This is a genomic window from Bradyrhizobium hereditatis (genome assembly GCF_020329435.1).
GTDB classification, from domain to species: domain Bacteria; phylum Pseudomonadota; class Alphaproteobacteria; order Rhizobiales; family Xanthobacteraceae; genus Bradyrhizobium; species Bradyrhizobium hereditatis.
Genome location: NZ_JAGKJK010000015.1, coordinates 12,522 through 26,987, shown reverse-complemented (window position 1 = coordinate 26,987; position 14,466 = coordinate 12,522). Strand labels below are relative to the sequence as shown.

Below are 14,466 nucleotides of genomic sequence, written 5' to 3'. Positions count from 1 at the left end.
ACCTGATGATCACGCTCTATCACTGCGACGGCGCGCGCTCGTTCCGTCCGCTCTGGATGCTGGAAGAGATGGGCCTGCCGTACGAGCTCAAGATGCTGCCGTTCCCGCCGCGGGTGCTCGCCAAAGAATATCTTTCGATCAATCCGCTCGGCACGATTCCGTTCATGATCGACGGTGAGACCAAAATGACGGAGTCATCGGGCATCTGTTACTACCTCGGGACCAAATACGGGCCGTCGCCGCTGGTGGTCGGGCTGGACGACCCGGCCTACGGCGCCTTCCTGAACTGGATGTATTTCAGCGACGCGACGCTGACCTTTCCGCAAACGCTGGTGCTGAGATACAGCCAGCTCGAACCGGAAGAGCGGCGGAACCCGCAGGTGGCCGGCGATTACGCAAAGTGGTTCCTTGGCCGGCTGCGGGCGGTCGAAGCTGCGACGGCGAATTCGGAATTCCTCTGCGCCGGACGCTTTACTGCGGCCGATATCGTCAACGGCTATGCGTTGCGGCTTGCCGGCACGATCGGCCTGGCCAAGGATTTCGGGCCGAATGTCGCGGCGTATTGGGCGCGGTTGCAGGAGCGGGACGGCTATCAGCGCGCGGTTGCGGCGGAACGCAAGGCTGGCGTCGAGCAGAACGTGCCGCCTCGAATACGGGCCTGAATGGTGCCGATTCGGGACGCGAATTAACCTTTCCCGATCGGTGACATCAGACGAATTTCCGCTATGGTTGACCCCATCGCAGCGGCCAGAGAGCCGCGCGAGGAGGACGAGCCATGGACGATATCGGCCGCAAGTCAGGCCATCTGATGCTGATTACCCCGGAACGCGTGTTCTACGCCGGCCTGCTCGGCCGGCCGCGGCAACGTTGCTCGGGCGGGTTCAACATCTATGTCGCGCTCGAAGGCGGTCTATGGCTCACGACATCAGACGGCCGGCAAACCCATAGCGAAATGATCGCCGTGCTGCCAAACGTCAGGCACACCATCGCCAGCGATTATCGTTCGGTGCTGAGCATCGTGATCGAGCCGGAGAGCGTTCGCCCTGGCGTGCTCGAAGACCTCGCCGCGCGCCTTGCGGGACCTGATGCTGCAGCCTTCACCAGCCGCATTCGCGCCGCCTATCGCGAATTGCGCGAGCACCATGCCGGCAACGAATTCTCCAGCGCTGAATTCGATTCGCTCTGCCTCGGCGAGGTCCTGCCGCAGCGCGATCTCGATCCTCGCGTGGCGCGAGCGATCGTGCAGATCGGAAAATTCTCCGGCGAGCCGGTGACGGCGGCGAGCTGCGCCGCGGAGGCGGGTTTGTCTCCCTCGCGCTTCCTGCACCTCTTCAAGGAAGAGACCGGAATCTCCTTCCGCTCGTTTCGCGCCTGGAAGCGGGCGCGGCATCTGTTGCACTTCGCCAATCAGGACATCAACCTTGCGCATCTCGCGCAGGACATCGGCTATCCCGACTCCACGCATTTCAGCCACTCGATCCGCCGCTTCTATGGCCTAAAGCCGCGCGCGATCTTTTCAGGCTCGCGTGATCTCGCGATCTATAGCCATCGCCGCGTCGCAGCCGGCAATAGCGGGTTGACGCAAGAAGCCGGCTGATGCGGAACGCATGATCGCGCTGGATATTTACGATCCCTCGCGTCCCGTTTTCGAAGGTTGATCCATGGGCGACAAGGCCGTCATAACCTGCGCGCTGAACGGCGTGTTGACTGATCCGAAGCAGCACAATGTGCCGGTGACGCCGGAGCAGATGGCGCGCGAGGCCAAGGCCGCATTCAATGCGGGTGCCAGCATCATGCATATCCATCTGCGCCAGCAGGAGCCGAACAAGGGCCATCTGCCGTCCTGGGATGTGAACGTCTCCAAGGAAATTCAGCAAGCGATCCGCGAGGCCTGTCCCGGCGTCATCATCAATCACACGACGGGCACGTCAGGCCCGAAATACCAGGGCGCGCTCGATTGCGTGCGCGAGACGAAGCCTGAGATCGCTGCCTGCAACGCCGGCTCGCTGAACTATCTGAAGGTGAAGGCCGACAACACCTGGGCCTGGCCACCCATGATGTTCGATAACGCGGTCGAGAAGGTGCAGGACTATCTCGACGTGATGAAGGAAGCGGGCACGATTCCCGAATTCGAATGTTTCGACGTCGGCATTGTGCGTTGCGTCGGCATGTATGTGCAGACCGGGATGTATTCGGGACCGCTCGAATATAACTTCGTGATGGGGGTAGCTTCCGGCATGCCGGCCGATCCGGAATTGCTGCCGATCCTGCTCAAGCTGAAATTGCCGCAAGCGCATTGGCAGGTCACCGCGATCGGCCGCGCCGAAATCTGGCCGCTGCACCAGCGCTGCGCCGATCTCGGCGGTCACCTCCGCACCGGGCTGGAGGATACTTTCTATTTGGGCGACGGCACCAAGGTTACCTCGAACGGGCAACTCATCGAAGCCATCGCCGCCTGCGCGCGGCGCGCGGGCCGCGAGATCGCGAGCCCGGCAGAGGCGCGGCAGATTTTCGGGACGAGGCATTGACCGTCGTCATTGCGAGCGAAGCGAAGCAATCCATCCTGCCGTGTAAAGAAAGCATGGATTGCTTCGTCGCTTTGCTCCTCGCAATGACAGTGCGTCAGGCTACCGGCGCATTTCGGAAAGACGGAGCAGGTTGATCCATGGCGACGATCGAGTCCACCATCGTTCCCTCCAGCGCCGCCTTCAAGGCCAATCGCGACGGCATGCTGGCGCTGATCGCGCGGATGCGGGCGCTGGAAGAGCGCGCGCGCGCCGCATCGGCCGCGGCCAAGGACCGCTTCCACAAGCGCGGGCAATTATTGCCGCGTGAGCGCGTAGCGCTGGTGCTCGATCCTGGCTCGCCCTTCATCGAGCTGTCGACGCTCGCCGGCTACATGTTCGACGTGCCGGATGCCGAGAAGAGCGTGCCCGGCGGCGGCGTGATCGCAGGCATCGGCTTCGTCTCCGGCATCCGCTGCATGGTGAGCGCCAATGATGCAGGCATCGACGCCGGCGCGCTGCAGCCCTACGGTCTCGACAAGACGTTGCGCGTGCAGGAGCTCGCGCTGGAGAATAAGCTGCCTTACGTCCAGCTGGTCGAAAGCGCTGGCGCCAACCTCTTGCGCTACCGCGTCGAAGACTTCATTCGCGGCGGCAATATTTTTCGCAATTTGGCGCGGCTGTCGGCGGCCGGGCTTCCTGTCGTGACCGTGACGCATGGATCGTCGACCGCAGGCGGCGCGTACCAGACCGGGCTGTCCGATTACATTGTGATGGTTCGCGGCCGCACCCGCGCATTCCTGGCCGGTCCGCCGCTGCTGAAGGCGGCAACGGGAGAGATCGCGACGGAGGAGGAGCTCGGCGGCGCCGAGATGCATACTACCATCTCGGGCCTCGGCGATTATCTGGCCGAAGACGATCGCGACGCGCTCCGCATCGCGCGCGACATCATGGCCAATCTGGAGTGGGACCGGCCGAAGCCTGCGCCAGCATCCTTCAAGCCACCCCGCTACGATGCCGAGGAACTGCTCGGCATCATGCCGATGGATCACAAGCGTCCGGTCGACATGCGGCAGGCCATCGCGCGCTTTGTCGACGATTCCGACTTCACCGAATTCGGCGCGAATTACGGCCCCGCCACCGTTTGCGGCCATGCTCGCATCGAGGGGCAGGCGATCGGCATCATCACCAATAACGGCCCGCTTGATGTGCCCGGCGCCAACAAGGCGACGCACTTCATTCAGGCCTGCTGCCAGTCGCGCACTCCGATTCTCTATATGAACAACACCACCGGCTACATGGTCGGCAAGGCCTACGAAGAGGCCGGCATGATCAAGCACGGCTCCAAGATGATCCAGGCCGTGACGTCGGCGACGGTACCGCAGATCACGATCTACTGCGGCGCCTCCTTCGGCGCCGGCAATTATGGCATGTGCGGGCGCGGCTTCCATCCGCGCTTCTGCTTCTCATGGCCGAACGCCAAGACTGCCGTGATGGGCGGCGAGCAAGCGGCCGAAACCATGGCGATCGTAACTGAAGCGGCCGCGGCGCGGCGCGGCAAGCCGATCGAGAAGGAAAAGCTGGAGGCAATGAAGGCAGAGATCACCGGCGTGTTCGACAGCCAGATGGATGTGTTCTCGACCAGCGCGCGCGTGCTTGACGATGGCGTGATTGATCCGCGCGATACCCGCAGCGTGCTGGCCGAAGTGCTGGCGATCTGCCGCGAGGGCGATGCGCGGTCTCCGCAGCGCATGCAATTCTCGGTCGCCCGGCCATGAGCGGTGCAACAGTGAAGCGGACGCCGTTCTTCAAGATCCTGGTCGCCAACCGCGGCGAGATCGCGCTGCGCATCATGCGCACTGCGCGGCGGCTCGGCTATGGCGTGGTCGCTGTATACTCGGACGCTGACCGCGATGCGCTGCATGTCCGCGGGGCGGATCAGGCGGTAAGAATCGGCGAGGCGCTGCCGGCGCAGTCGTACTTGCGGATCGATGCAATCATCGCGGCCGCCAAGGCGAGCGGCGCCAGCGCCGTGCATCCGGGCTATGGCTTCCTCGCCGAGAACGAGGATTTTGCGCGAGCCTGCCGCGATGCCGGACTGGTGTTCATCGGCCCATCGCCGGAAGCGATCCGCGCGATGGGCAACAAGGCCGGCGCCAAGGACATCATGCAAAGGGCCGGCGTGCCTGTCGTGCCTGGCTATCAGGGCGCGGACCAGAGCGACGCCGTGATGCTGGCGGAAGCCAGAAAGATCGGCTTCCCCGTCATGATCAAAGCGGTCGCCGGCGGTGGCGGGCGCGGGATGCGGCTGGTTGAGGACGCCGCGGCATTTCCGGATGCGCTGCGCAGTGCGCGGTCCGAGGCGCAGGGCGCATTCGGCGATCCGACCGTGATCCTGGAGCGCGCCATCGTCGATCCCCGCCACATCGAGATCCAGGTATTCGGCGATCGCTATGGCAACGCCATTCATCTCGGCGAGCGCGATTGTTCGGTGCAGCGCCGGCATCAGAAGCTGATCGAGGAAGCGCCGTCGCCGAAGGTGACGCCGGAATTGCGGGCGCGGATGGGCGCCGTTGCAGTCGCTGCGGTCAAGGCGATTGGATATGAAGGCGCCGGCACGCTGGAATTCCTGCTCGACGAGAGCGGCGAGTTCTATTTCATGGAAATGAATACGCGGCTGCAGGTCGAGCATCCCGTAACCGAAGCAATCACCGGCCTCGACCTGGTTGAATTGCAGTTGCGCATCGCTGCTGGCGAACCGCTCTGGCTCACGCAGGACGATATAAAATTCTCCGGTCACGCCATCGAGGTGCGGCTGTGCTCGGAGGACGCCGACCATGATTTCATGCCGCAGTCGGGGCGGATGGCGCTGTGGCAGATGCCCGAGGGCATCCGCGTCGAGCATGCGCTGCAATCCGGCTCCGAGATTCCCCCGTTCTATGATTCCATGATCGCCAAGGTCATCAGCCATGGCGCCGATCGCAACGAGGCGCGCGGGCGACTGATCTGCGCCCTGGAGCAGACGGCAGCCTTCGGCGTCACCACCAATCAGGGATTTCTGATCTCCTGCCTGCGCCATCCCGCATTCGCCAGAGGCGAGGCGACGACTTCTTTCATCGGCAATCACCGGGATGAACTGCTGGCACCGCGCGCTGACGGTAACGCGGATGCCGCGTTGGCCGCCTTGCTGCTCTATGTCACCAATCCGCATGCGCCACCCTGGCGCAGCGGACGCAGCCTGGCCGCGACGTTTCCGCTGACGATGCGGATCGATCTCGGGCATGGGGTAAAAGAGGTAGATGTCGTTCGAAACCGCGATGGCGGCTACGTCGCCGCCGTCGATGGCAGCGAGTTTCGTTTCGAAATCGACGAGCTGGGTCACGATACGATCCGCTTCCGCACCGACGGCCTGATGGTCTCGGCAATATTCCTGCGCGATAGCGATCAGCTGTACATCCTGCATCGCGGCGTCACGATCGCCGTCCGCGACCTGACGCTGGCCGCGCCGGCTTCGGCTGCGGCCGGCGGCGGCGACGGCAAGGTGCGCGCGGCGATGAACGGGCGCGTGGTAGCGCTGCTGGTCAAGCCGGGTGAGGAGGTCACCGCCGGCCAGCCGGTGATGACGCTGGAGGCGATGAAGATGGAGCATGTGCATACGGCAGGCGTCGCCGGCACGGTGTTGGCGATCGACGTCGCCGAGGGCGAGCAGGTGACCACGGGCAGGATCGTCGTGGAGATTGCGGCGGCGTGACGTCCTCCACCGTCATTGCGAGGAGCGCGAGCGACGAAGCAATCCATCTATCCCCGTGCAGAGGCATGGATTGCTTCGCTGCGCTCGCAATGACAGCGGAATACGGCGTCGGCCGCGTAGCTGCGTAGGGTGGGCAAAGGAGCGCAGCGACGTGCCCACCATTCTTGCCGTGCGTGAAATGGTGGGCACGCTTCGCTTTGCCCACCCTACAGGTCCTCCGGCGCCCGCCCCGTGCCATCATTCAGCCAGCACGCCACCTGATGTCCTTCGCCGGCCGCCACCAGCGCCGGCCGCTCCACCTTGCAACGGTCCATGGCATAGCGGCAGCGGGTATGGAAGGCGCACCCTGAGGGCGGATTGATCGGGCTCGGGACGTCGCCGTCGATCATCGGCGCCAGACGCTTGGCCTTGGGATCGGCGACGGGAACCGAGGCCAGCAGCGCTTGCGTATAGGGGTGGCGCGGGTTGGCGAACAATTCGCTCTTGTCGGCAATCTCGACAATGCGCCCGAGATACATCACAGCGACGCGGTGGCTGATATGGGCGACCACGGCGAGATCGTGGGCAATGAACAGGTAGGAAAAATCATTCTTGCGCTGCAGGTCGATCAGGAGATTGATCACCTGCGCCTGGATCGAGACGTCGAGTGCGGAGACCGGCTCGTCACACACGATCAGGCTCGGCCCGAGCGACAGCGCGCGTGCGATGCAAATGCGCTGCCGCTGTCCGCCGGAGAACTGGTGCGGATAGTTCTTCATCTGGTCGGGGCGGAGCCCAACTTGCGCGAACAGTTCGGCGACGCGGTCCTGCTGCGCGCGTCCGGTCGCGATTCCGTGCACGCCAAGCGGCTCGCCGACGATATCGCCCGCGGTCATGCGCGGATTGAGCGAGGCAAACGGGTCCTGGAACACGATCTGCATCGAGCGCCGATGAGGCCGCATGTCGGCCTTGCTCAGGCCGGTGATGTCGGTGCCGTTGAGCTTGATGGCGCCGCTGGACGGCTCGACCAGCCGCAACACGCTACGCGCGACCGTCGATTTGCCGCACCCGGATTCGCCGACGAGGCCAAGCGTCTCGCCCTTGCCGACGGAGAAGCTGACGCCGTCGACGGCATGCACGGTGCCAACGCGCCGACGCAAAATGCCGCCGCGCACGGCGTAGTGCTTGACGAGGTCGGTGACTTCAAGCAGGGGGCGTTGATCGGTCATGGCGCGGCCCCCATTTCCGCTACCCGCCAGCATGCCGCGAAATGATCGGCGCCTGTTTCCTGCAGCGGCGGGTATTCTGCCCGGCAGCGATCCATGGCGAGGCTGCAGCGCGGCGCAAAGGCGCAGCCCGGCGGCAGGTTGGTCAGCGACGGCACCATGCCGGGAATTTCGTTGAGCCGCGCATCGGTCTTTGCGCCGAATGAAATCACCGCCGGCATCGAGGCCATCAACCCGCGCGTATAGGGGTGCTTCGGATTTTCGAACAGATCCTCTACCGTCGCTTCCTCGACTTTCTTTCCGGCATACATCACGATGACGCGCTGCGCGGTCTGCGCGACGACGCCGAGGTCGTGGGTGATCAGGATCAAGCCGGTGCCGAGCGTCTTCTGCAAATCGACGATCAGCGCCAGGATCTGCGCCTGGATCGTCACGTCGAGCGCGGTGGTCGGCTCGTCCGCGATCAAAAGCGCCGGCCGGCACGCGAGCGCCATCGCAATCATCGCGCGCTGGCGCATGCCGCCGGAAAGCTGATGCGGATATTCATGCGCGCGGCGCTGCGGCTCCGGAATCCGGACCAGCCGCAGCATCTCCACAGCCTTCGCCCAGGCTTCCTTTGCGGTCATCTCCTGGTGCAGGCGGAGCACTTCGGTGATTTGGTCGCCGATCCGCATCACCGGATTAAGCGAGGTCATCGGCTCCTGAAAGATCATCGAGATCCGATTGCCGCAGATGTTGCGCATCTCGGCTTCGTCAAGGCTGAGCAGATCCTTTCCTTCCAACGTCACCGAACCGCCGACCACCCGGCCCGGCGGGTCCGGCACCAGCCGCATCACCGAGAGCGCGGTCACGCTCTTGCCGCAGCCGGATTCACCGACGATCGCCAGCGTCTCGCCGCGGCGGACGCTGAACGAAACGTCGTCGACCGCGCGGAACAGTCCCGAATTGGTGAAGAACACCGTCTGCAGGTTCTTTACGTCGAGAACCGTGTCTGCCGCCTTTGCCTCAGTCATCAGCCGCGCTGCCTCGGGTCGAGGATGTCGCGCAGCGCGTCGCCGAACAGATTGGTGCCGAACACGGCAAGGCTGATGGCAACGCCCGGGAAAATCACCAGCCACGGCGCAGTGCGGACATATTCCGCCGCCGATTCCGACAGCATGCGTCCCCAGGACGGATAGGGCTCGGGAATGCCGAGCCCGAGAAACGACAGCGAAGCTTCGGTGAGAATGGTGGAGCCGAGCTGCGCAGTCGCCAGCACGATCAGGGGCGCCAGCGTGTTGGGCAACACGTGACGCAGCGCGATGCGAGTCTCGCTCATGCCGATCGATTTGGCGGCTTCGACGAAGGGCAATTCGCGCAGCGCCAGCGTGTTGGCTCGAATCACGCGGGCAACTGTCGGGATCAGCGGGATCGCGATGGCGATGATCACGTTCGGCAGCGACGGACCCAGTGCCGCCGTCATCACCAGCGCCAACACCAGCAAGGGCAGCGCCTGCAAGATGTCGGTGATGCGCTGGAACAGCAGATCGACCCAGCCGGACAGATAGCCCGATACGAGGCCGACGATGACGCCGAGCGTAGACCCCAGCGCGGTGGCGCCGAGACCGACAGCGAGCGAGATCCGCGCGCCGTGCACGATCCGGCTCCAGACGTCGCGCCCGAACGAATCGGTGCCCATCCAGTGTGCCGCGCTGGGCGCCGCCAGCCGCTGAGCGGAATCGACGCTGAGCGGGTCGTAGCGGCAGATCAGGTCGGCCGAGATTGCCATCAAGACGAACAGCACCATGATGACAAGGCCGACCGTGCCGAGCAGATAGCGCTGCGCCAGAAATACCAGGCGGCGCCAGCCATGCGTCGAATGCGCACCGGCCCGTCTTAATTCGCTATCGAAGTTGATCGTCGTCACGCGGCTAGTCTCCATAGCGGATGCGCGGGTCGATCGCGGCGTAAAGCATGTCGACGGTGAAATTGGTGACCACCACGACCACGGCGATCAGCATCACAAGATTTTGGACGATCGGGTAGTCGCGCCAGCGTAGCGCCTCGACCAGGAAGCGAGCGACGCCGGGGATGTTGAACACGGTTTCGGTAACGATCAGCCCGCCGATCAAGAACGCCGCCTCGATGCCGATCACCGTGATGACCGGAAGAATGGCGTTCTTCAGCGCGTGACGGTAATTCACCGATGCTTCCGAGGCGCCTTTGGCGCGCGCGGTGCGGATAAAGTCCTGCCGCAGGATTTCCAGCATGGAGGAACGCGTGATGCGCATGGTCAGCGCGGCGCTGCGAAAACCGACCGCCATCGCCGGCACGGCGTAGATCGCGAAGGCCTCGATCCAGGTCGCCGGGTTTGGATTGTAAATCGGCATGTGGCCGAACAGGGAGACCGCCGCCATCAGCACCAGGAGCCCGAGCCAGAAGGATGGTAGCGAGAGGCCGCTCAGGCTGACGACGCGCAGCGTATAGTCAAGCCGCGAGCCCTGATGCACCGCGCTTAGCACCCCTAAGGGAATGCCGATAGAGGTGGAGAACAATAGCGCGAGGCCTGCGAGCTTCGCTGTGATCGGAATCCGCGGCAAAATTTCCTGCAGCGCGGGCTTTTCCGACACGTAGGAATAACCGAGATCGCCGTGCAGCAGCCCACCGATCCAGCTCAGATATTGCTGGTAGATCGGCAGGTCGAGGCCCAACTCCTTTTCCAGGTTGGCCTTGTCGGTCGGATCGACGAAGCCGGCGGCGTCGAACAGGATGTCGACGATGTTGCCGGGAACGACGCGCAGCAGCACGAAGATGATGATCGAGATCCCGAACAGGGTCACGAGCATCAAGGCGAGGCGTCGCACGATATAAGCAAACACCCGGCTACTCTCCCTGACCCATCGGCTTCTCTCGGCGCGAGGTTACTTGTCCATCCAGACGTCCTCGTAACGATAGCCGTTATAGGAGCTGTTCACCATCACGGTGACACCCTTGACGTAAGGATGCCAGCACGTCCCGGCGCGGCCGTGGAAGATGATCGGCCGCGCTACGTCCTCCTGCAGCTTCTTGTCGATCTCCCAGACCAGCTTCTTCCGCTTCTCCTTGTCGGTCTCGGCGGATTGCTGGTCGAACAGCTTTTCGATCTCCTTGTTGCAGTAGTTGGTGTAGTTGCGCTCCGAGCCGCAGGAATAGTTCTCGTAGAACGACTGGTCGGGATCGTCGACCGCGTTGCCGGTAAGATTGAGGCCGAGCGAGTAATCCTTGCGCGCGACTTTCGGGAACCACTGGGCGGTATCGACGACGTCGAGTTCGCCGTCGATATAGATACTCTTCAACTGATCGATCAGGATGACGGCCGGATCGCGGTAAATCGGAATGTTGCGGGTGGAGATCTTGACGGCGAGGCGCTTGTCCGGGCCATAGCCGGCCTTCTGCATCAGTTTGCGCGCCTCCTCCCGGTTGGCGTTGACGTCGGGACCGTAGCCGGGGATCGATTCCAGCATTTCCTTGGGCATCGCCCACAGGCCGCCGGGCGCCGGCAGCATGGTGCCGCCGACATCGGCCTGTCCCTCGAACATGATCTGGATGAACGCCTGGCGGTCCAGCGCCAGCGCCAGCGCGCGTCTGATGTCGAGACTGTCGAAGGGCGGGGAGGACGAATTGACGATGATGTTGGTCGAGACGTTGATCGGCTCGACCACGCAGACCGCGTTCGGCGCCTGCGACTTGACCTCCTTGAGCAGCGGGATCGACACTTCGGTCGGGAAGGTCATATCGAACTTGTTGGAGACAAATCCGAGTATGGCGGTCGAGCGGTTAGGAATGATGGTGAATTCGATGCCGTCGAGGTGCGGCAGGCCTTTCTTCCAGTAATCGGGATTCTTGGTCAGTTTGATCGATTCGTTGGCCTTGAACTCGACGAATTTGAACGGCCCGGTGCCGATCGGCTTGGTGCGCATCTCGGCCGGCGAGACGTGGCAAGGATAGACCGGCGTGTAACCGGAAGCGAGTAACGAGAGCAGGGCCGGCTGCGGCCGCTTCAGCGCGAACGAAGCCTCATAATCGCCATTCACGGTTACTTCGCTGACCTGATCGTACCAGGACTTTCGTGGGTTTTGGCGGAACTTCTGCTGCGACTTGCCCATCAGCATGTCGAACGTGCATTTGACGTCGGCCGAGGTGAACGGCTTGCCATCGTGCCATTTGACGCCCTGCCGGAGTTTGAAGGTCAGCTTCTTGTTGTCGCCGCTCCAGGCCCAGCTCTCGGCGAGGTCGGGCACGATCGATTCGACACTATTCTGCGGCACGTCCTGCTTGAACATGACGAGGTTGTTGAAGACAGGCATGAAGGGGATGTTGATCGAGTAGGTCGCGCCTTCATGGATCGAGGCGCTGCCTGGACTGTCGCGGTGATACATCCTGAGGATGCCGCCCTGTTTCGGCTCGCCGGCAGAAGCAAGGTCGTAAGCCGGCAGCAACAACAACGCTGCGGCGGCAAGCGCATGAACGCTCCGCATGATCTCCTCCCCTTTTTCGGTCTCAACTGGCCCGATTGGTATCGACGATACCATGGCGTGGCGTTCGGGCAACCGGCCAAGCCAATGCGAGGATCGGCAATTCGAACTAATCGAAATCCGCGCGGCGGAACTAGCGCCCTGCGTCGGATATTCTCTGCGTCGCCACTCGTGCCGAAACGCCCCCACGTGATGATGCACCGCACCAAGCAGCGAGTCTGATCCCACCATCTCACATGGTGGCATCGCCTCACATGATGGCATTCTCAAACGATCCGAGACGTCTTGTTGCCCCAATAGCGGTCGCGCAACAGGCGCTTGTAGAGCTTGCCGGTTGGCAGCCGCGGCAATTCCGCCTCGAAGTCAATCGAGCGCGGCACCTTCTGGCGCGACAGCGACTGGCTGCAGAAGGCAATCAGTTCGTCGGCCAATTCCTGCCCCGGCGAAACGCCGGGCATCGGCTGCACCACCGCCTTTACTTCCTCGCCGAGATCGGGATTGGGCACGCCGAATACCGCCGCATCCGCGATCTTGGGATGAGTGATAAGGAGATTCTCGCACTCCTGCGGGTAGATATTGACGCCGCCGGAGATGATCATGAAGGTCGCGCGATCGGTCAGATAGAGATAGCCGTCCTCGTCGACATAGCCGACGTCGCCCACCGTGCTCATGGTGCCATCGGGTGAACGGGCCTCCGCGGTCTTGGCCGGATCGTTGAAATATTCGAACGGCGTGGCGGTCTTGAACCACACCGTGCCCGCCGTGCCGACCGGGCAAGGCTGCATGTTCTCATCGAGTATGTGCAGGTCGCCGAGCAGCACCCGGCCGACGGTGCCGCGATGCGCCAGCCATTCCTCGCTGTTGCAGGCGGTGAAGCCGAGCCCTTCGGTGGCGCCGTAATATTCGTGGATGATCGGCCCCCACCATTTGATGATGTCGTCCTTCACAGCGGCAGGGCAAGGCGCGGCGGCATGGATCGCGATTTCAAGCGACGAAAGATCGTAGCGCTTGCGCACCTCCTCAGGTAATTTCAGCATGCGTGAGAACATCGTGGGCACAAGCTGTGTGTGGGTGACGCCCCATTTCTGAACCAGCTCCAGATATTTTTCCGGATCGAAGCGTTCCATGATGATGGCGGTGCCGCCCATCTTGATTGTGAGGTTGACGGCGGCCTGCGGCGCCGAGTGATAGAGCGGCGCCGGCGACAAATAGATCATGCCCTCGCGGTACTGCCAGATCTTCACCAGGAAATCGAAAAGCGGCAATTGCTGATCCGCCGGGAGTTCCGGCAATGGGCGCAGAATCCCCTTCGGCCGGCCGGTGGTGCCGGAGGAATAGAGCATCGCGGTGCCGACGCATTCATCTGATATCGGAGTGTGCGGCATATCAGCAGTTACTTCTTGCAGGCCAACGATGCGGTCGGTTTCGCCGTCGCCATCGGCGACGATGCAAAGCTCCACCTGCGGGCATTCCTTCAACGCCTCGCGCGCGACATCGAGTTTTTCCCTTGATGTGATGAGGATGCGCGACTGGCTGTTGGTCAGGATGTAGGCGAGCTCGCCCGCGGTCAGGTAGGAGTTCACGCAGGTATAATAGAGTCCGCTCCGTTCACCGGCGCCGCAGGCTTCGAGATAGCGGCTGTTGTTCTCCATGAAGATCGAATAGTGATCGAGCCGCTTCAGGCCGCGCCTGCGAAACAGATGGGCCAGCCGGTTGCTGCGGGCTTCCAGCTCGCGATAGGTCACCGTCTCCCCGGTTGATGCCATGATGAAGGCGGGCTGAAGCGGACGAAGGTGCACATGCTTGCCGGTATACATGTTTGCTGTGGTCTCCTTACACGGCTATGTCCAGATCGGCGTTCGCGGCCCGGAGCTGTTCGCTGGCGGTTGTGCGCAGTGTGCGGTGGGGGTTGCGCCGAAGTATCGACGCATCGCGCGCCCAGCGCGCGGCGGGATGTTCTCGATGATACCGGCTTGTCGGTTGAGCGTGCCGCTGACCATGAGGAAGGCGTGTCTCGCGCCGAGCCAGTCCCATTGCCCGACGATCGCCTCGGATGCCGGCCGTCCGAACACAACCTCATCCACGGCGCCGAATGCGACACGCCCTCTATGCACCCTCGTCCTCCCCGGACATCGGCTGTGTTGCCAGCCTTGACGACAAGGTTAGCGGAGGAAATTCGCGACGTCATGCCCGAAGATGATGGGTCGAAACGACAAGACCGGTCATCGCGGTCGGTTAGCCGCAGAAGCTCCACATTATCCGCGACCCAACGGGCCACGCCGGGGACCCGTCGGATACCGGACGGTCCGCCCCAGGCACGATGCGTGGCAACCGGGCGCCTGAGCGGTCACGTTTTCGTCATCAGCTAACGATTAGCTGAAGGCTCGTTGCGACGAGACCGCTCTTGTCGCGCTGCAGAAATAGTGTGCGCAGTGCGTTAGGACTGCCGATGCATAACGATTGTGCTTGATCCTCGCCGGTTCTTGACGACACTGCGGACTGATCACATCTGT

11 protein-coding genes are annotated in these 14,466 nt (G+C 63.0%); 5 read left to right on the top strand and 6 right to left on the bottom strand.

From position 1 onward, the window contains the following. The first annotated feature begins 5 nt into the window (after window positions 1-5). The 5 genes from J6524_RS29065 to J6524_RS29045 all read left to right on the top strand — a co-directional run bounded on the left by J6524_RS29065 (window position 6) and on the right by J6524_RS29045 (window position 6,255). Window positions 6-662, top strand: coding sequence for a glutathione S-transferase family protein (locus J6524_RS29065; protein ID WP_225677046.1), 657 nt, complete (start codon window positions 6-8; stop codon window positions 660-662). 113 nt (window positions 663-775) lie between these two features. Beyond that, complete coding sequence (locus J6524_RS29060) at window positions 776-1,597, top strand: helix-turn-helix domain-containing protein (RefSeq protein ID WP_225677044.1); 822 nt, start codon at window positions 776-778, stop codon at window positions 1,595-1,597. A gap of 64 nt (window positions 1,598-1,661) precedes the next feature. Continuing rightward, the gene (locus J6524_RS29055; RefSeq protein WP_225677042.1) at window positions 1,662-2,528 is read left to right on the top strand and encodes a beta-keto acid cleavage family enzyme; all 867 of its coding nucleotides are present in this window, start codon (window positions 1,662-1,664) and stop codon (window positions 2,526-2,528) included. 137 nt (window positions 2,529-2,665) lie between these two features. After that, complete coding sequence (locus J6524_RS29050) at window positions 2,666-4,282, top strand: acyl-CoA carboxylase subunit beta (RefSeq protein ID WP_225677040.1); 1,617 nt, start codon at window positions 2,666-2,668, stop codon at window positions 4,280-4,282. Beyond that, complete coding sequence (locus J6524_RS29045; protein ID WP_225677038.1) at window positions 4,279-6,255, top strand: acetyl/propionyl/methylcrotonyl-CoA carboxylase subunit alpha; 1,977 nt, start codon at window positions 4,279-4,281, stop codon at window positions 6,253-6,255. The genes J6524_RS29050 and J6524_RS29045 overlap by 4 nt, the downstream gene beginning before the upstream one ends. Before the next feature lie 206 nt (window positions 6,256-6,461). On the opposite strand, the gene J6524_RS29040 is transcribed toward J6524_RS29045, so the two are convergent. From J6524_RS29040 to J6524_RS29015, 6 genes are all read right to left on the bottom strand, one after another. Then, on the bottom strand, window positions 6,462-7,463 hold the full coding sequence (locus J6524_RS29040) for an ABC transporter ATP-binding protein (protein WP_225677036.1): 1,002 nt from the start codon (window positions 7,461-7,463) through the stop codon (window positions 6,462-6,464). Next, entirely contained in the window at window positions 7,460-8,473 is a 1,014-nt protein-coding gene (locus J6524_RS29035; protein WP_225677034.1) for an ABC transporter ATP-binding protein, read from the bottom strand. Before J6524_RS29035 ends, J6524_RS29040 begins: the two co-directional genes overlap by 4 nt. Continuing rightward, window positions 8,473-9,381 (bottom strand): ABC transporter permease, encoded by a 909-nt coding sequence (locus J6524_RS29030; protein ID WP_249789672.1) that lies wholly within the window; start codon window positions 9,379-9,381, stop codon window positions 8,473-8,475. The genes J6524_RS29035 and J6524_RS29030 overlap by 1 nt, the downstream gene beginning before the upstream one ends. After that, window positions 9,371-10,318 (bottom strand): ABC transporter permease, encoded by a 948-nt coding sequence (locus J6524_RS29025; protein ID WP_225677029.1) that lies wholly within the window; start codon window positions 10,316-10,318, stop codon window positions 9,371-9,373. Before J6524_RS29025 ends, J6524_RS29030 begins: the two co-directional genes overlap by 11 nt. Before the next feature lie 42 nt (window positions 10,319-10,360). Further along, window positions 10,361-11,956, bottom strand: a complete 1,596-nt coding sequence (locus tag J6524_RS29020) for an ABC transporter substrate-binding protein (RefSeq protein ID WP_225677027.1) — start codon at window positions 11,954-11,956, stop codon at window positions 10,361-10,363. Window positions 11,957-12,219: 263 nt separating this feature from the next. Continuing rightward, window positions 12,220-13,770, bottom strand: a complete 1,551-nt coding sequence (locus tag J6524_RS29015) for an AMP-binding protein (protein ID WP_225677025.1) — start codon at window positions 13,768-13,770, stop codon at window positions 12,220-12,222. Window positions 13,771-14,466: the final 696 nt, after the last annotated feature.

Bases quoted from the DNA above. Each gene is read 5' to 3' on its own strand.
- J6524_RS29035 (WP_225677034.1), bottom strand. From the start codon at position 8,473: ATGACTGAGGCAAAGGCGGCAGACACGGTTCTCGACGTAAAGAACCTG.
- J6524_RS29040 (WP_225677036.1), bottom strand. From the start codon at position 7,463: ATGACCGATCAACGCCCCCTGCTTGAAGTCACCGACCTCGTCAAGCAC.
- J6524_RS29015 (WP_225677025.1), bottom strand. From the start codon at position 13,770: ATGTATACCGGCAAGCATGTGCACCTTCGTCCGCTTCAGCCCGCCTTC.
- J6524_RS29055 (WP_225677042.1), top strand. From the start codon at position 1,662: ATGGGCGACAAGGCCGTCATAACCTGCGCGCTGAACGGCGTGTTGACT.
- J6524_RS29060 (WP_225677044.1), top strand. From the start codon at position 776: ATGGACGATATCGGCCGCAAGTCAGGCCATCTGATGCTGATTACCCCG.
- J6524_RS29045 (WP_225677038.1), top strand. From the start codon at position 4,279: ATGAGCGGTGCAACAGTGAAGCGGACGCCGTTCTTCAAGATCCTGGTC.
- J6524_RS29030 (WP_249789672.1), bottom strand. From the start codon at position 9,381: ATGGAGACTAGCCGCGTGACGACGATCAACTTCGATAGCGAATTAAGA.
- J6524_RS29020 (WP_225677027.1), bottom strand. From the start codon at position 11,956: ATGCGGAGCGTTCATGCGCTTGCCGCCGCAGCGTTGTTGTTGCTGCCG.
- J6524_RS29050 (WP_225677040.1), top strand. From the start codon at position 2,666: ATGGCGACGATCGAGTCCACCATCGTTCCCTCCAGCGCCGCCTTCAAG.
- J6524_RS29065 (WP_225677046.1), top strand. From the start codon at position 6: ATGATCACGCTCTATCACTGCGACGGCGCGCGCTCGTTCCGTCCGCTC.